Below are 17701 nucleotides of genomic sequence, written 5' to 3'. Positions count from 1 at the left end.
GCTAACTAAACTGAGACCTTATCCAACCTGTAGCTACCGGTACAATTCCTCTTCTCCTGGCTCCTTCTCTTGCTCCAGGCAAAATTTCGGCATTACCAAGTTCCAAGGCTCCTCGGCCAGCAAACTGAGCACCGGTAGCTCCTGCAGTCAGAGACTCTTGCCAGGCGTTGCCATACTTAAACGGCGGGGTTTTAAGCATTTCCTGGACAATATTGACAGCTTTGGGAATAGTTAAAAGGATGCCTAATCCGATAAGACTGGAAGCTGCTTCCATATTCCCGGCGCCGAGAAGGGGCGGAACAAAGCCTCCTGAGGTGCCGACGTTACCCGTGCCGCTCCCTAAATTAGTCGTGATTGCTGAGCCGATGGTTAGCATGACAAAAACTACTGGAAAAGCCAGGAGGTTGGAGAGCATATTCCGAAGCCACGCACTAAACTGGTTTTGACCGGGAATAGCGTCCATCATAAGCATTAAGGGCGAACCAATAATGGCCAGAATAATATTGGCATAAGCCCCGATCAAGGATAGCCAGGTGCGGAAAAGGGCGACCAAAATGGCAATAGCAACAACTAAGAAGGCAAGTCCTGAGGTTACTAGTCCTAAAACAGAGCCTTGTACGGAATTACCCCCTCTTATGCCAGTAACGATTCCGTTAACAATGTTTCCGACTGCTGCTGCGGCACTGGTAGAAACATCCATGAATTGGCCATTGGCTACATAGTTGAAAATGCTACCGCTAAGAAGGTTTTCCAAAATATCCTTACCGCCGGCAACCGGACTCATTAAAGTTACAATTAAGGCCAGGAACACATACATGATATCGATCAAAAATCCGGCAATGGCGTAGGAGAAAGTCACCAAAACCAGAGCAATGACAATTTTTGGCAGGGAATTTTGAATGGTAGCAGCGGTTTTGGGATCAATTTTAACCCGCAGCATAATCATTAAACCGATAATTACGAAAATGATGGCAAAGACCAGATAGGCAAGATTACGGGCGATAGTCCAAAGCTGGAGAATGGGACTAAGTTGGCTGAAACCCACGCCGCCGATATTATCCGCGGCGTAAGCGGTTTCCGGGGTGCCGGGTACATGGAACTCCCGTCCCATGTACGCCAGATACTGGATCGATGAAGCCGGCGGATTAAAAGCCAAAGTATCAATGCCCCGGGCTAAAAAACCTACAGCACTAGCTTGAACGGAGTTCGGTTGGCCGGGCAAGCCAATGGCATCGGCAGCAATAGAAAGGCCAATATCCGACGCCACCATCTTTACCCATCTTGAGCTGTTTATTTCCGTTCCGGCATCGGCTCCGGCTTGACCATAGAGGTCGTTAGAAAAAGACTGGGGAGTGGGATTAAAAAAGGTGTAACTCCCTGGATATAAATTTGATGTGGCGGTACAACCCGAATTGTTTTGAGCATCAGTATCTGTAGGTGTTCCACTGGACCAAGAACAATTGGAACCGGTGGCGTCGCAGTTGCAAGTGCTGCTTCCTACAGTGGTACCGGCAATACAATTATATGAAGTTGTGGAACAGCTGCCCGACCTGGGCGCAGTCTTGGCTAGGGCTGGTTTTGGGGTCAAAAATAAAACTGCTAAAGCCAGGCCAAAAAAAACGGCCTTTTTCATTACATTCAGAATGGCATTTTTGAAGGATTAAGTCAAGGCTGGTAGAGACGGAAATTTTGAAGCGGGTTAGGAAGACCGAGGGCGGTAGTGATCACGCTGACGATCACATAAGCGCCCAGAACAACGATAATACCGACGATTGCGTAGGTAATGGTTTTTTGGGCTCCTTGGACGGCTTTTGGATCACCGCCGGAAGTGACAAAACGGATGGCACCCCAAAGGAGCATGAGTAAGGTCACGGCGCCGAGAAAAACGAAAGCCCAGTTAATGACACTGACAATGACTTGAGCCAGACAACCAAGTGAGGGGATATCGTTCGAACCTACACTCTGGCCGGTAAATATACAACCTTGACTCAAATCCTCTTTCATGAATTTATTCTAGCATATTTCCACGCAAAACCCGCCCTTAATCGGGCGGGTTAGATATTCCCATAATCAAAATTAGTGAGTTGTGCCCGTGCCAACATTCAGTGTTGGTACAGTCAGGCCAGTTAATCCGCTGCTCACCCCAAAGAAACTTAGCAAAATGTTAATCAAAATCCAGGCAGCGAGAACCACAGCCAAACCAATTAAAGCAGAAGTGACTGTTTCCTTGGCTTTGCTGGTACCTTCTTTATCGCCGCCGCTTAGGATCCATTTAATACCGCCGATAATCAGGAAAATCAAAGCGGCCACGAAAGCGACAAACAGCAAAAGATTTAAAACTGACGAAATAATCGATCCGACGCTAATTGCAGTGGCTTTTCCGTTGTCACATCCGGGCGGAAAGGGAGCTTGAGTCGGGCAAAGGCCCACTGTGTCGGCCAACGCCGGTAAAACCCCCCAATAAAGGGTGGTCAGAGCGGCTCCTGCTCCAACTCCAAATTTAACTAAATTTTTCTTCATGTTTTCACCTCCCCCGTTTATAGATTAAGAATACAGGCTTTTTCACGGACAAGTCAAGAGTCAGGGTTAAAGATTACAATAGCTCCCAACACATCTTGGCGGTTGGTCACCTAATAAATTAACTCCAAAAAATTGCCCAATAATGTTCAGGGCGAGAAAAGCCAAAATAGCAATGATTAACCCCACTAAAGCGTAAGTGATTGTGGCTTTGGCTTTGGCGGCGCCCTCCTTGTTCCCCCCAGAGGTAATCCACATAATACCGCCCCAGACTAAAAATATCAGTGACAGAACAAAAACAATAAACAGAGCGCCGGAAATGAGAAAAGGAATGAGTTGCTTGGTAAAAAAATCAATACCCTGGGCTTTGGGCCAGCCGTTGCCCGGGTCGAGGGTGCCCAGCCAGCCCCGAGGATTAGTAAAAGGCACCCCTCCGGTGTCTTCTGGTATCGCAGCCAAAATTTTTCCGGTCATGTTTAGAAAGTCGGCAGGCGCAAAATGTCTGCGCCAATAGTTTGCAATAAAATCAGGGAGAAAGCAATCATAAGAAGCCCGGTAAAAATCGCGACCAGGTTTTCTTTGACCACCTGGAGTTTTTCCGGATTGCCGCCGGAAGTGAGAAGAGTGTAGCCGGACATAATAATCATAAACAAAATGACCGCCCCGGAAATGCCCAGGGCAAATTTCAAAATGAAGCTTAAGAAACCACTCGGTCCGACCATGTTTCCAGTGGGAATGCAGCCAATGGCGGTGGCAACACCGACATCGCCGCCGGGGCAAGTAGTGGTATTCAAGTCCCAGGGGGTATTTACCCTTCGAACGCAGGTATCGCTTTTTTTATCATACTGGTAAAGCCCATCGCTACCACAATTAGTCTTGGGACACTCTGCCAGCGGCAGATTAATGGAGCCGGGGATTGCTGCACTTTGGTAACAATGCCATGCTTGTCCTCCTACTCCTGGAAGCAGAAGTGAAGCGTGAATTGCGGGATTTAATATTGTACATCCTGGCCAACACTCTGGTGATTGGGTTGTCGACCCTTTTGGCCAGCATTCTAAAACCACTTTGGTTAATTGGTCTGAACGGCTGTTTAGACACTCATCAGACGGGCAGCTTTTTGGAGTTTCGGTTTTGAACCATTCTACAAGATGGCTTGCGCTCTTATTGTATTGGGTTGCGTCGCAGGTATCAACAGCCAAGGCCGGTTTGGCGAAGATGATTAAGAAAAAAATTAAAAGCCCGACAATTTTCTTCATTATTTTCAGAATATCATATCTACTTGCTAACCGGCAGACCGAGAGTTTGGAAGACAAAATTGCGGGCGTTCCAGATGCCGCCAAGGTTATAGAAAAACAGCTGCCAGCCATTTTGTTTGTGGCCGGCGTCATTAATCGCCAGGCCGGAGCTTCCTGTTAATTCATACTTGACGCCGTCGACCGCAGCCGGAATCGGAGTGTAGGCTTCTTTAAACTTTTCCACTTCTTCGGGGCGGAAGAGCTGCAAAAAGCCCTGCATGAAGGAAATAGACTGTTCAGAAGCTTCAAAAAGATGGGGGAAAACGGTGCGGATCTGAACGGTGGCTTGGGCTCCGGCCACCTGACGATAACCCGGAGTCCCTCCGGCTTCGTTGCGCTGACATTCCAAAGTGCCGTCTGGCAAAAGAACGCAACCGGAAAGATTATCTTGCCCGGCCAGCGGTTTTAAATTGCCGAAGTTACAGCTGACGCCCCGATCCAGATCGGCGCCGTAAAGATTTTCCCAGGTCGGCGTCGGATTACAGGCGTTGTTTTCCAAATTTAAAGTAATAGCTTTGCCGTAGGTTTTAGGTTGATAGGTTTGGGTTGGCACCAGAGCTTGCTGCAAAATTTTAGTGGAGAGGTTCAGTCGTTGGATTTCCGGCAGGGAAACGGTGACGGGCTGAACAGTGGCCAGACTGGGACTGACAAATTCGATCTTGCCCAGAGAATCGTCATTGGGGACAAGCGGGATTTGGGACCAGCCGGCAAGGGTCGGATCGCAAGGCAGAGATGAAACCAGTTTCCCGTCGATTTTCAGATCTTTATATTTGGAATTGGGATTGTCCTTGACATATTTAATGAATTTACAGCGCAAGTCGTTTTGCTGGGTCGGAGAAGTAAAATAGGGCACCAATCTTTCAAAATAATCGCCCAACTGCTGGATTTGTCCCGGCACCGGAATCTTATTGTCCTGGATTTTAATTTGGGCGTAGCAGGTGCCTGAGCCGTTAGTCAAACAACTGCCGGTATCGGAAAGTTGCAGATTCTGGTCAATTTCCAGCGGCGGACTGCATTCGGAATTACAAATGTTGCCCGGTTGGTTGGTCGGCGAACAGGTTTGAGTGGTTTGGGCCTTGGTAGCATCCGGACATTGCTCTAAAGAACCCAAAGGAGGATAAACAATGCTGGTATCCTGTGGGTAGCCACTACCGGAACCATAAGTAACTGAGCCGCCAAGATTAATGACGCTTTTTTCGTTGCCTTTGTCATACTCGGTACTGGAAGAACAAGCGCCGGTGGGATAGTAGTACGCGTGAACCCGCAGTCGGTCATCACGCGAGTAGATAGTGGCCGCCAGGAAGTTGTTTCCCTGGCTGGAATTTAAAATGGCCTGATAAAAATGACAGGCTTGCTCTCCGGCCGGTGGAGGATAGACACCGTTGGCCAGACCAATTTCTGTAATGAGAAATTTTTTACTGTCAATTTTAAAGCCTGTGTCCTGCAAGGCCTTCAGGACTTTGTCTTTGTCCGCCAAAATATAGCCGGTCTTTTGTCCCGTGTCTTCAACACCCGGGGGTGGATAAAGATTTAAGGCGTAAGCGGAAATATTGGTATCCAGCCAGTCGTCAATCTTTTGACGGCACCGGTCGAGAGGATCAATATCCAAACTGCAGCTGAATTTTTGTGACAGTTGCTGGTCGAGAGCTTGTTTGAGCTTCAGATAATAGGTGTTGTAGTCGATAGCTGCCGCCGGGTTAAGAATTAAAGGGGGCAGCATTATTTTCACGGCGGAAAGATTTTCGGCAAACGGAATAAAAGTGGCGGCATAACTTTCCGGACTCGGATTACCGCCCCATTCGTCAGCGGCATTTACTTCATTGCCCATTTCCACATAAATCTCTTTGGGAAAACCGGAGGCGGCCACGGCCTGATTTAAATAAGTCGCGTCAGTTTGGGCGAGTTGGGTGGTAAAAGCCGGCCATTTAGAACCGCTATTTTCCGTGCCGATTCTGATGATGGGAAAGATTTTATTTTCCGCCGCTTTCTGGAAAAAAATTTTCAAATTGGGGCTGGAAAGGTCGTTGGTGCGCAGAAGAAAAGTAGCCGTGAGCCAACAGTTGGGACTGCCGGCGTTGGTATGCAAATTTTCCAGAACCTGCGGGCTGATATTGTCAATGAGATTATTTCCCGGACCGGGACAAAAATCGGCATCAGCCAGCACGGGTTTAGGAACAAGAACAAATAACAGCAAAATAAGAACGGCCAGACCGATCTTCATCGCTTTCAGAATATCATGTTTTGAAGACCTTGAGGAAGGTATCACCCGGGATTTGGACCTTACCGATTTGCTTCATCTTTTCCTTGCCTTTTTTTTGTTTTTCCAATAATTTCATCCGCCGGGTAACATCTCCGCCGTATAATTTCGCCGTGACATCTTTACGGAAAGACTTAATGTCCGCCCGGGCGACGACCTGACCATTAATACTTGCCTGGATAGGAATAGGAATTTGTTGGCGGGGAATGATTTCCGCCAGTTTTTCTACGATTCTCTTTCCGAATTTTTCCGCCCGGGTCTTTTCCATCATCTGAGAAAAAGCGTCAATAGATTCATGATTAATCAGGATAACCAGTTGTACGGCGTCAAAAGGCCGGTATTCCCAGAATTCGTAATCAAAACTGGCAAAGCCTGATGACTTGCTTTTTAACTGGTCAAAAAAATCGGTAATGATTTCCGCCAAGGGCAGTTCGTAAAATAAAGTGACCCCGGTGCCGTGGTACTCCATGTTTATCAGTTTTCCCCGGCGTTCTTCACAAAGGGTAATGACTGCACCGACATAAGCCTGAGGCGTAATAATTGTTGCTTTGATCCAAGGCTCTGCCCAAAGATTTTGGGTCCTGCCAGCTCGACCATCCTTAACTTCCTGCGCTGCAAACGAGCTATTCGCTTCTGGCTCATGGCTCGCGGCTCCGCCGAGGTGGCCGCTCGGAGTTAAGGAATTCGTCTCGCTGTCACCCAAAATCTTGTACTCTACAGTCGGAGCGGTGGCAATAATTGAGAGATTAAAGTCAGTTTCTAATCTTTCCTGGGAGACCTCAGCGTGCAAATGACCCAGGAAACCGCAGCGAAAACCTCGCCCCAAGGCTTTGGAACTGGTAGGGGAAAAAGTAATGGCCGCGTCGTTGAGGCGCAGCTTTTTTAAAGCGTCCTCAAGTAAATTGAATTCATCCTGATTAACCGGAAAAAAACTGACGAAGACCATGGGTTTAGGCGGCTGGTAGCCTTCCCACAGGTGGATTTTTTCCGGATCTTTAATGTTGGTTAACAGGTAACCGACTTCGCCTGTAGAGAGATATGGGGCCGGGGTCATGAACGGAGTGAAGTGGCCGACCTCGCCGGTCAGTTTTCCCTCCAGAACTTTAACGAAAGCCACGACGCCGCGCTGTTGGTTATATTGCGAAGAAAAGATCTGAGTTTTGGTAGGGCCATCAGGATTACCGGCCGGCGGAGGAACATTTTTGATAACTTCTTCCAATAACGCTTTTACTCCGTCTCCGGTTCTGGCAGAGATTTTAAAAATTGCGGATTTGTCTAATTGGACTAATTGAGCCAGCTCGGCAATAGTTTCTTCCACCCGGGTGTTGGGCATGTCGATTTTGTTAATGGCCGGAATAATTTTTAACCCTAATTTTTTGGCTTTATCAAAATGAGAAAGAGTCTGAGCCTGAATGCCTTGAGTGGCATCGACTAATAAAATCGCCCCTTCGCAAGCAGCCAGACTGCGCTCGACTTCATAGGAAAAATCCACATGGCCGGGAGTGTCAATCAAATTCAATTTGAAATTTGAATTTTGAAATTTGAAATTCATGGTCACAGGCGAAAGCCGTATCGTAATCCCGCGCTGTCGGGAAACCGGGTGAGTATCGAGGGTTTGTTCCACGAGATTTCGCCGGTCAACAGTGCCGGTCAGTTCCAAAAATCGGTCGGCCAGGGTCGATTTTCCGTGGTCGATGTGCGCAATAATGGCAAAATTGCGGATGAGCTTTTGATCCATGAGGCTAATTTTACCTTACTTCGGGAGTTTGTGGGGGAATTTCCACCGGAGCGGTCTCGGTGACGACATCGGAAACCGCCCGTTCCACCTGATCTTCGGCAGCAAAGAAGACATGCCCGAGCTGGCCAAACAGGCTCAGGAAAGACTTCAGTTCTTCGATTTGGAGAACCCAGGTTAAAAAGAGATAAACGGTTAAGCCGATCAGACTGACAGTGGCGGAAAGCATAATTAACGGCGCGGTGCGGGTGGTGTCAAAAACCAGCTGGTCTAAAAGTTTCATGGGAACATAGAGGGAAAAACCGGTCAAGGCGGCGGCAAAGAGAATTTTGCCGGCGGGCAAAAGCAACGCTTGCGGCTCGAAGGAATGGACGGCCCGGTTAAGCAGGTAAATTAAAATTAAGGCGTAAAGACTATCGGCGATGGCGGAAGCGGCAGCCAGACCGAGAACCGATTTTCCCCAGATGGGAAATAGGAAAATAAAACTAAAGGACAGGGCAATATTAAGTAAAACAGTCAGGCTGCCCACAATCACCGGGGTTTTGCTGTTATGCAACGCATAAAATCCCCGGACTAATAAATTGATGGCCGCTTCGGCAATTAAGCCAATGCTTAAAAAAGCCAGGGTCCGGCCGGTTTCGACAGTTGCCGGCCAGTCAAACTTGGAAGCTCCGTAAACCAGGCGAACGATCGGAATGCGCAAAACAATCAGAATGGCCGCGGCCGGGCAAACCAGAAACAGAATCTGGTGGAGCGAGGTAAGAAAAGTTTTTTTAAAGTTAGCAAAATTATCATCTTTGCCATGTTCTTCAGATAAAGTTGGCAAAGCGGCCTGAGCGATAGTAGCAGCAAAAACCCCGATAGGGAGTTGTTCCAGTTGCTGGGCAAAAGAAAAGATGGTGATCGCCCGGGTGGAAATTAAGGAAGAAATAGCCAGGTTGGCAAAATAGTTCAACTGGGTCACGGCCAGGCCCAAAGTGCGCGGGACAATCAGTCGGCCGATTTCGGTTACGCCGGGATGTCTCAGGTCAAACTTAAGCTGATAATGAAAATCCAAATGGGCGCACAGGGGAATCTGGATCAGCATGAAAAGAAACGCACCCAGAACCACGCCCCAAACCGCACCATACAACCCTAAACTCGGCGACAGGAAAAGAATGCCCAAAATTATGCCGATGTTATAGACCACCGGAGCCAGAGCCGGAACCAGAAACCGCTTGTGTGATTGCAGGATTCCGGTCAAGAAGTTGCCTAAAATGAGCGGCAGGGTTTGGCCCAAAAGCATGATCCGGGTGAAAGGAATGGCTAAAGACATTTCCCGTGGCGACAGGCCCGGGGCAATAAGATGCATCAGCGGGTCGGTAAAAACGAAAAACAGGAAAGAAAAAAGAAGAAAAATGAGGATACTCAGATTTAAGACAGTTGAGGCGATGCGGTTGGCATCTTCAGTTTTATCTTTGGCAATGTATGAAGTAAAAACCGGGATAAAAGCAGTCGTCAAAGCGCCCATAACAATCAGATCAAAGACGGTGTTGGGCAAACGGAAAGCAGTAATGAAAACTCCGATATCCGAAACGGAAAACCGGCCGGTCAAGAGACGGTATTTAAAAAGACCCAGGAGACGGGAGAGCAAAACGGCGGCGGCAATAACCGTGGCGGCAGAAAGGATATTTGTTTGGCGCCTAAAGAGAAGATCCCGGCCGTTTTTAATCAGGTTGTTAACCATTGCTACGAAGCATTGTACTATGCTAAAATCAGAATTAACATATGCCAGTAATCCAGTCAGCCATTAAGAAATTAAAACAGGCCCGAAGTCACGAGGCCCAGAACCGTGGGGTCAAAAAGCAGGTCAAAGAACTGATCGATGCCTTTAAAAAAAACCCGACGGTAGCGGCCTACTCAAAGGCGGTATCCGCTTTGGATAAGGCGGCAAAAAATAACGTGATTCACAAAAATAAAGCAGCCCGTCTAAAGAGCCGGCTGTCTAAGCGTTTGCCCAAAACTGAGACTAAAGCCAAAGGCGAAGCTAAACCAAAAGCTGCCAAGACGAAAACTGCCAAGAAATAGCTCCGGATTTTTTCTTCTGCTACATTGATTCTTTGCCTCGGATAATCTATTCTGATTAAAGTTATGCCGGAGGAAAAATTTCCCACACCGGAATTAAATCTGTTGTCTGGGGATGAACTGGAAAACACCTCGGGAGGAAAATTTATTAAATGGGCGCTGACCTGGGGCCGGCGGATTGTAGTTTTAACAGAATTAATTGTTATCGGGGCCTTTTTATCCCGCTTTTGGCTGGATACGGTGGTGGCGGATTTAAACGACAAAATTGACCGGCAAAAGGCGGTTGTTTTGGCCCTGGCGGATTTTGAGAAAGAATTTCGGACAGTTTCGGACAAGGTAGACAAAGCCGGCCAGCTGGAAAAAGCAACTTCTACTCTGACGGTTTACGATCAGACTAAAAAACTGATTCCCAATGGAGTAACTTTGGTTCAGCTGAGCATTAACCCGCAAATGATTGCCTTTGCCGGAAGCGCCGACGAAAATCTTTTGGAAACCATGGTAACCGGGTTTCAAAACTCACCGAACTTTTCCAATATTAATGTCGAGCGGATCGCTAAGAAGGATGTTTACGGTGTTGTTGATTTTTCTTTGAAAGCAGACTATGGCCACAAGCAGTAATTCAGCCCGATACCGGCGCTACTTTGCCTACATCCAGCCTGTCCTGACGGATCCGGTTGTCCGCAGTTATTTTGCCCTGATTGCCTCGTTGATTTTAATCACTTTCCTGATTTTGTTTGCCCTGTCGCCGACAATCAATATTATTCTGGGGCTGCGCAAAAAGATTGACGATCAGAACCGGATCCTGAAAGCGCTTAACGATAAAGTTAACGCGCTGGTTTTGGCAGAGGATGTCTATCAGCGCATTAGCCCGCAGCTGCCCCTTTTGGAGACTGCACTGCCAACGGAACCCCAACCCCAGGATTTGATTTTTGATTTGCATAAAACAGCCACGGCCGCGGGAGTCACGCTTTCCGGTTTACAGTTTGAGGATATTCCCTTGTCAACGGAAGCGGCCAAAACCGCCGGTAAAACGGAGAAGAAAGCAGTGACAGTGGCAAACTTACCGACGGTTAATTTTTCTCTGGCGGTTAACGGCACTGAGCTTCAGACCCGAGATTTCCTGGGAAGACTGGAAAACCAACTGCGCTATATCCGACTTTCGTCGCTGTCTTTTTCCTGGATAGAGAGCCAAGCAGGCGGGCTATCGATTAATGTTTCCGGTCAGGGATATTATTACAGAAGCCAATGAAAAAGAATCGCAACTGGTTGATTATCGCGGTTTTAGCTTTTGCTCTGGCGGCATCCTGGGCGATTACTTCTGCCGCGGCAAACATTCGCCGGTCAACTATCCCGGCAGATGTGGAAAAAATTATGACGCCACTCTCGCCGACAATTAATCAGGATATCTTTACTACTTTAAGTAAAAAGGAGCCATGAGAAAAATTCCTACGGCTGTCGGATTAATAATGGTTGTCGCTCTGGTGGGAGTAATGGCCGTGACAACCTCTCTGGTTAAAAATGTGACCAGTTTATTTTCCAAAGCCAGTTCCGACCAGATTTTGCTGGTGCCAGCTGATATCGCCAATGTTTCCGACACCAGCTTCACGGTTTTTTGGGTTGCCCAGAGCAAGACAGTGGGCGTGGTTTCCTACGGTCTTAGTGAAGGGGCAACAAATGAAACGGCGACCGACAATGGTCAGTCAGCAAGCCATTTTATCCGGGTAACCGGTCTTACGGCGGCTACGACTTATTATGTCAAAGTCAGCGACGCTCCTTCAGGGCAACCGCTTCAGGTGACAACCAAAATGGTTCCTGATAATCAGGTAACCGATCCGATTTTTGGCAAAGTGACGGACACGACGGGTGTGCCGCTGTCTGATGCGATTGTGGTCTGGCAGACCGATAAACCAACAGAGAAAGTAGCAGCTTTAACGAACGCCTCGGGAAGTTATGTTCTGCCGGTAGTAACTACGGCAGGTCAGGCGGAAACAGTGAAGATTTATGCGGCTGACGGAACCGCGGCAACCATAAGTTGTACTAATGGCCAGGATAAACCGCTGCCGACGGTTAAAATCGGTGACAGCACCAGTTGTGGACAAAACGGCCAGGTTCAGGCACCGACAGCGACTTCTTCCGGCGCGACAGGTTTTCAGGTAAGTCTTAATACTGGTTCTGCTTCTCCCAGCGGCGGAACTTTAGAGGTGACTTTAAAAAATAACGAAACGGTGTCAACGCCGCTACCCACAATTAAAGGCACTGCCGGACCCAACCAGATGGTCTCTATTACCGTGCATTCGTCGACGGTTTATTCAGGAACGGTAAAAGCTGATCCAAGCGGCAACTGGTCCTGGACCCCGCCGGCCGCCCTTTCTCCCGGGCAGCACACGGCCACAATCACGGTGGTTAATCCTGACGGAACAACCCAAACCATCACCAGAACTTTTTATGTCTCCGCGGACACTTCCATCTTGCCGGTGACTTCAGGAACACCTTCGGCCACGACTTCGCACTTTGCCTGCGTAAATAACGCCTGTGTTAAAGTAAATGGCCTGGGCCAGGACACCTGCTCCGCTGACGCTGATTGTGCGCCGGCACCCACACCGACGCCGCAACCAATTGAGGAACCGCCGGCCACGCCCACCGCTACCCCGGAAAACCAGCCGCCGGCTCAACCTCCGCAAACGCCAACGACCGGAGCTTTGGAAACCACCCTGTTGATTCTTGGCGGTGGAATAGGGGCAATAGTTATTGGGCTTGGCCTGATTCTGTAGCGATCAGCTGGTGAATTTCATCCCAGGAGCCGTTTTTGGGTATTAGGATCCAACCCCTTTGGTCTTGTGGAGGATTAACTAAGACATTTTCGTCCAGAGTGATGCTGCGTAGCGAGGCGCTGCGGTATTTTAGAGCCAAGTTTAGAAGATCCTGCGGCGAGGAAAAATCAAAATCGGTGTCGATATGGGATTTCAGCTGGTTATAAATGGCCAGATCCTGGCCGACATTGAGAAGCGACGGTAAAGTAAAAACCTTGTCCCGGATGGCTTTAATCACCAGCTGCTGACGCTGGGAACGGGCAAAATCCGAGCCTTCCGGCCACTGAGCATGGCGGCTGCGGACAAATTTTAGAGCCGTGGTTCCGTCCATGTGTTGCAGACCGGGATCAAAATGCAAATGTTCATAGCGGCAGGGGAAAGCGGCAAAGGCTGTCTGGTCGTCAATAATAGTTGCTGCCCGGGAAGCCACTTCCGCCTCAGAAAAACCGCAGGTATCATTTTCTTTACCATCAATAGGATACTGATAGTCGTCTAAAGTATTTGTCACATTCACATCAATGCCGCCGATGGTGTCAATAATTTTTTCGAAGACCGAAAAATCAATCCTCACGGCATAATGGATTGGCAGACCGGTAACCGTAGCCACGGCAGTTTCCGCCTGGGTTAAGCCTCCAAGGTCATAAGCGCTGTTGATTTTTCCCGGCAAAGAGTCCAGGTAGATATCTCTGGGAATAGAAATTAAGGTTATTGGCGGTACGGGAGTGTTATCTTTTGGTAGTTTAGTTACAGCCGAAACGACAATCATCGTATCTGTTAGATTCGGCCCGTCGTGAGTTCCTCCGCCCACGCCCAAAACCAGGATATTGGTTCGGCCGTTATCATTTTTCAGAGTAAAGTTATTTTGCGGCAGAATAATTTTCTGGCCGGTTTTTACTACGGGGGACAAATACGGGGATAAAAGATAAAAAATAAAAGCCAGGAAAGCGAAACAAATAATTCCAATGCCAATTGACCGGATTAGCCGTGGCCGGGAAAAAATTTTTCGCTTGAATCGTTTCCAGGGCATGTTTATGATTGCAGAGAATTAATAATAGCAGAAAACGAAGCCGAATCTAAAGAGGCGTGACCGACAACAAGACCAGAGATTAATTTGAAATTTGAAATTTGAAATTTGAAATCAGGATTAACACTGCCGCCATATAAAAATTTCGTCCCGGGAAGAATGGTTTGCCACTCAGACAGGACTTTATTAATGTTTTCCGGCGACTCCGGATGATAAATTCCGTTGGTGCTGATGGCTTCTTCGGGTTCGTACATGACATAGGGCAAATTAGGAACATCGGGAATATCTGACAGATTGCGGGCGCAGACAATCGGAGTAATTCCGTTTGCCAAAAGTTGTTTAACTTTTTCGGCTACAATATCTGCCATTTCGCCAAAATTTTTGCGTCGTTCCGAGTGGCCCACGAGGCAATATTTCACGCCAATTTTTGCTAAAATAGCGGCCGGGACTTCACCGGTATACGGCCCTTCGGGAAATCGGGAAACATCCTGCGAAGCAATTTGAAATTTTAAATTTGAAATTTGAATTTCTTGAGAAACACTGGAAATTAATGGGAATGAGGGGGCGATCGCAATTTCGATTTTGTTTTCGAATTGTAAATTTCGAATTGAAAATTCCTGAAACCATTTTTTAGTTTCAGGTGTGAAGGCTTTCCAATTGGCGACGATTAAGAAATTGTTTTCCATTACGACTAAAATATTCTAACACGATGGAAGAGCTTTTATCTAAACTAAACAGTAAACAGCAGGAAGCGGTGCGGGCAACCGAGGGACCGGTCTTGGTTTTGGCCGGGGCGGGGTCAGGTAAAACCCGGGTCTTAACATACCGAGTTGCGTACCTGATGGCGGAGAAAAAGGTGGCCCCGGAAGAAATTCTCCTGGTAACTTTCACCAATAAAGCGGCCAACGAAATGAAGGAGCGGTTACTGCAATTGGTTGACGGCCGCTCGCCGTTAGCTGGTACTTTCCATAGTATTTGCGCCAAAATTTTGCGCGTCGACGGCAAAGAAATCGGCATTTCTTCCAAGTATGTTATTTATGACGACAACGATTCTTCGGACCTGATTAAAGATATCATGAAGAAAATGGACATCTCGACAAAAAATTTCAATCCGAACGCGGTGTTGGCAACCATTAACGGGGCCAAAAACCAACTGATATCCGCAACGGACTATCCCCAATACGCCCGGGGTTTCTGGCAGGAAACCGTGGCTCAGATATACCTTAGTTATCAAAAAGCCCTAAAGGAAGCCGATGCCTTGGATTTTGACGATCTGATAATGGAGACAGTGCGGCTGTTTCGTACCTCTAAAAATACTTTAGAAAAATACCAGGAGCGCTGGAAATATGTTCTGGTTGACGAATATCAGGACACCAATAACGCCCAATTTGAACTGACGCGGCTGTTGGCTAAAAAATACCAAAACATTTGCGTTGTCGGGGATTTTTCCCAAAGCATTTATTCCTGGCGGGGAGCCGACTACCGCAATCTCTTAAAATTTAAAGCGGAGTTTCCCCGGGTCCAAACTTTTAATCTGGAACAAAACTACCGGTCCACGCAAAAAATTCTCGACGCTGCTTTCCATGTGATTTCCAAAAATAAGTCCCACCCGATACTCAAGTTGTGGACTGAATCTAATGGAGGAGAAAAAATTCATTTATACGAAGCGAGAAACGAACAAGATGAAGCGCTCTATATAATAAAAACAATAAAGCAGTCACCCAGTAAACCAATAAACTACTCTAATTACGCGGTGCTTTACAGGACCAACGCCCAATCACGGGTTCTGGAAGAAGCGTTTTTACACGAGGGCATACCTTATTTGTTGGTTGGAGGTACCCGATTTTACGAAAGAAAAGAAATAAAAGATGTCCTGTCCTATCTTCGCTATTTTCATAATCCCAAAGACGCGGTTTCCTATAAAAGAATCGAGAAACTTGGTAAGGGAAGACTGGAGAAATTTGAAGACTACCGATTACAGACCACCGACTACAGCAAGAAACAAACATTGGAACTACTCGACGATGTTTTGAAAGCTACCGGTTATCTGGAACTGTTTGACCAAGAGAACGAAGAAGATCTGGCAAGATTGGAAAACATTAAAGAGTTGCGATCAGTGGCCCAGGAATTTCCGAAGCTTGAGGAATTTTTGGAAAATGTCGCTCTGGTAGAAAGAGAAAGTAACCGCCGGGTCAGTAACAACGCCGTGACTCTCATGACTCTCCACAGCGCTAAGGGTCTGGAATTTCCGGTGGTCTTTATGGTGGGAATGGAAGAGGGGTTGTTTCCCCACAGCCGGGCGTTAATGGATAGACTGGAAATGGAAGAAGAACGCCGACTCTGCTATGTGGGCATCACCCGGGCTAAACAAAAGTTATACCTGACCTACGCGCGGCGGCGATTGTTTTTTGGTACCCGCTCGGAAAACATGATCAGCCGCTTTATTGCCGACATTCCGGAACACTTGTTGGAAGTACAATTTAGTTCGTATATTGGGGATTAAAAGTTGGTGGATTGGCGGGAAGGATACTGCGGTAGACGTAAACACTTTCAAAAGTTTGGGTCGGGCGATAATTCTTTTTCAGGAAATCTTCCAGAGTCGGGAAAGCAAAACCGGCGGGGCGGGAAACCAGAATTAATTTTGGCTGATATTTCTCCAAACGCTGCATGATTAAATCATAATTTTTCGGGGGGATAGTGGTCAAATGGTGGGCCTGAATAAACTTGGTAGCCGCCGGCCGGTTGGAAACAACATAAACAAAAGCGTTGTCACCCCAGAAAAAAATCGGATCATTGGGACCCGTGTTTTGATCAATATACTTTGCCAGGTCATAATTATTAGAAGTCCGGCTGTCAAAATAATTGACATAATCCATCCAGGATTTTCTTTCGGAAAGATAGTCAAACCAGTTGGCATAATAGGACCGGGTATCCAAGGCAAAAGCACCGGTAAACATTCGGGCGAGGAGGAGCAAAAGTATTAAATATAGAGTATTAAGGATTAGGTATTGGCGGATATTTCTTAACATGTAAAAAAGCAGGATAACTCCAGGGGGGACAATCTGGAGGAGATAATGCAAATAAGGACGGTTAGACAGCAAGGCGCCGTAGAGCGAAAAACCAAACCAGAAAGAAAGGAACAGAAATTCTTTGGAAACACGCTTTTTGAGGAAAAGAACCAATAAGATTAATAAGGAAAACAGGAGCAATAAGCCTTTTATAAATAAAGGATTAGATAATTTCGAGAGGGGGCCGGAATCAACGGTGACATAAGAAGCGTTTTGGAAAAACACTGCCAGGAGAAAATCGGGGAGGGCGTGATGGAGCTGAAAATAAACCGTTAGGATAACAAGGGAAAGTAAGGGGATCAGAGCCACGGCCAGAAAAAACTTAACTTGTTTTAAAATAAAACTAAAGAAGGCCCGGCCGTTTCGGGGGTGAACTTCAATAAAATCTATAAGTAAATAGGCCGCAAACATTCCGAGGAAATCAAAAGCGGCCGGAACTTTTAAAAGAAAAGCGATTGCCAGCAAGATACCGATGAACCCCGGTTTAAGCCGGTTAATAAGAAAAAAATAAGCGGCCAGGGCAATCGGCAAAGTAAAATACAATTCGGCGTTGGCAATGGTGCCTTCTAATAATGGTATCGAAAGCAGAACTCCCGCTAGCAGGGCCGCTAAAAAGTTTCGGGAAATTTTATAAACAACCGCGGTGGTTCCCAGGACAAAGACGGTCGCAGTAATCTTTGCCCACAAGAGAGTAGGAATAATGGCGTAAATCATGTACAAAAGCGGCGGCTTGTTATCCCAGATATCACGGTATAAAACGGCGCCCCGGCGCATGGCCTGCCCCAAAGCTAAATAAATTCCTTCATCGCCATACCAGTAAGGTTCAAACAAAGAGGGGAGGCGTAAGAGCAAGACGATACCAAGAACAACCAGAAGCGGGTATAATGGTTTTAGTAGTCTTATGAAGCGGCTCACAATTATAATTGTACTC

General features: G+C 47.2%; 17 protein-coding genes. 6 read left to right on the top strand and 11 right to left on the bottom strand.

What is annotated here, in order from left to right:
• Position 1 precedes the first annotated feature (1 nt).
• From M1403_02445 to murJ, 8 genes are all read right to left on the bottom strand, one after another.
• Positions 2-1633 carry a hypothetical protein gene (locus tag M1403_02445; protein ID MCL4397868.1) on the bottom strand — a complete coding sequence of 544 codons (1632 nt, stop codon included), beginning with the start codon at positions 1631-1633 and terminating at the stop codon, positions 2-4.
• A gap of 32 nt (positions 1634-1665) precedes the next feature.
• Positions 1666-2004: a pilin gene (locus M1403_02440; protein MCL4397867.1), complete on the bottom strand. Its 339-nt coding sequence runs from the start codon at positions 2002-2004 to the stop codon at positions 1666-1668.
• 72 nt (positions 2005-2076) lie between these two features.
• A complete protein-coding gene (locus M1403_02435) occupies positions 2077-2520 on the bottom strand; it encodes a pilin (protein MCL4397866.1) in 444 nt (147 codons plus the stop codon).
• A 66-nt stretch (positions 2521-2586) separates the two neighbouring features.
• A complete protein-coding gene (locus tag M1403_02430) occupies positions 2587-2991 on the bottom strand; it encodes a pilin (protein ID MCL4397865.1) in 405 nt (134 codons plus the stop codon).
• A gap of 2 nt (positions 2992-2993) precedes the next feature.
• Complete coding sequence (locus tag M1403_02425; GenBank protein ID MCL4397864.1) at positions 2994-3773, bottom strand: hypothetical protein; 780 nt, start codon at positions 3771-3773, stop codon at positions 2994-2996.
• 19 nt (positions 3774-3792) lie between these two features.
• The gene (locus M1403_02420; GenBank protein ID MCL4397863.1) at positions 3793-6033 is read right to left on the bottom strand and encodes a hypothetical protein; all 2241 of its coding nucleotides are present in this window, start codon (positions 6031-6033) and stop codon (positions 3793-3795) included.
• Positions 6034-6046: 13 nt separating this feature from the next.
• Positions 6047-7807, bottom strand: coding sequence for a translation elongation factor 4 (gene lepA, locus M1403_02415; GenBank protein MCL4397862.1), 1761 nt, complete (start codon positions 7805-7807; stop codon positions 6047-6049).
• 10 nt (positions 7808-7817) lie between these two features.
• Positions 7818-9530, bottom strand: coding sequence for a murein biosynthesis integral membrane protein MurJ (gene murJ / locus M1403_02410; GenBank protein ID MCL4397861.1), 1713 nt, complete (start codon positions 9528-9530; stop codon positions 7818-7820).
• Positions 9531-9571: 41 nt separating this feature from the next.
• Between murJ and rpsT the strand changes: the two genes are divergently transcribed.
• From rpsT to M1403_02385, 5 genes are all read left to right on the top strand, one after another.
• Positions 9572-9871 carry a 30S ribosomal protein S20 gene (gene rpsT / locus M1403_02405; GenBank protein MCL4397860.1) on the top strand — a complete coding sequence of 100 codons (300 nt, stop codon included), beginning with the start codon at positions 9572-9574 and terminating at the stop codon, positions 9869-9871.
• A 63-nt stretch (positions 9872-9934) separates the two neighbouring features.
• Positions 9935-10486 carry a PilN domain-containing protein gene (locus M1403_02400; protein MCL4397859.1) on the top strand — a complete coding sequence of 184 codons (552 nt, stop codon included), beginning with the start codon at positions 9935-9937 and terminating at the stop codon, positions 10484-10486.
• Positions 10470-11117 carry a hypothetical protein gene (locus tag M1403_02395; protein ID MCL4397858.1) on the top strand — a complete coding sequence of 216 codons (648 nt, stop codon included), beginning with the start codon at positions 10470-10472 and terminating at the stop codon, positions 11115-11117. Before M1403_02400 ends, M1403_02395 begins: the two co-directional genes overlap by 17 nt.
• Positions 11114-11305, top strand: coding sequence for a hypothetical protein (locus tag M1403_02390; protein MCL4397857.1), 192 nt, complete (start codon positions 11114-11116; stop codon positions 11303-11305). Before M1403_02395 ends, M1403_02390 begins: the two co-directional genes overlap by 4 nt.
• Entirely contained in the window at positions 11302-12639 is a 1338-nt protein-coding gene (locus tag M1403_02385; protein ID MCL4397856.1) for an Ig-like domain-containing protein, read from the top strand. The genes M1403_02390 and M1403_02385 overlap by 4 nt, the downstream gene beginning before the upstream one ends.
• Here the strand turns inward: M1403_02385 and M1403_02380 are convergent.
• Together M1403_02380 and M1403_02375 are read right to left on the bottom strand one after the other, a co-directional pair.
• On the bottom strand, positions 12614-13705 hold the full coding sequence (locus M1403_02380) for an LCP family protein (GenBank protein ID MCL4397855.1): 1092 nt from the start codon (positions 13703-13705) through the stop codon (positions 12614-12616). The two genes, M1403_02385 and M1403_02380, sit on opposite strands and share 26 nt — an antisense overlap.
• A 2-nt stretch (positions 13706-13707) precedes the next feature.
• On the bottom strand, positions 13708-14388 hold the full coding sequence (locus M1403_02375) for a triose-phosphate isomerase (protein ID MCL4397854.1): 681 nt from the start codon (positions 14386-14388) through the stop codon (positions 13708-13710).
• Positions 14389-14411: 23 nt separating this feature from the next.
• Here M1403_02375 and M1403_02370 point away from each other — a divergent pair, with 23 nt between their 5' ends.
• Complete coding sequence (locus M1403_02370) at positions 14412-16205, top strand: UvrD-helicase domain-containing protein (GenBank protein MCL4397853.1); 1794 nt, start codon at positions 14412-14414, stop codon at positions 16203-16205.
• On the opposite strand, the gene M1403_02365 is transcribed toward M1403_02370, so the two are convergent.
• Entirely contained in the window at positions 16183-17685 is a 1503-nt protein-coding gene (locus tag M1403_02365) for a hypothetical protein (protein ID MCL4397852.1), read from the bottom strand. The genes M1403_02370 and M1403_02365 overlap by 23 nt on opposite strands.
• Between the last annotated feature and the right edge of the window lie 16 nt (positions 17686-17701).

The sequence above is a fragment of the Patescibacteria group bacterium genome (assembly GCA_023380635.1).
In the GTDB taxonomy this organism is placed as follows: domain Bacteria; phylum Patescibacteriota; class Microgenomatia; order JAMCZE01; family JAMCZE01; genus JAMCRP01.
This window is presented reverse-complemented; position numbering and strand designations above follow the sequence as displayed.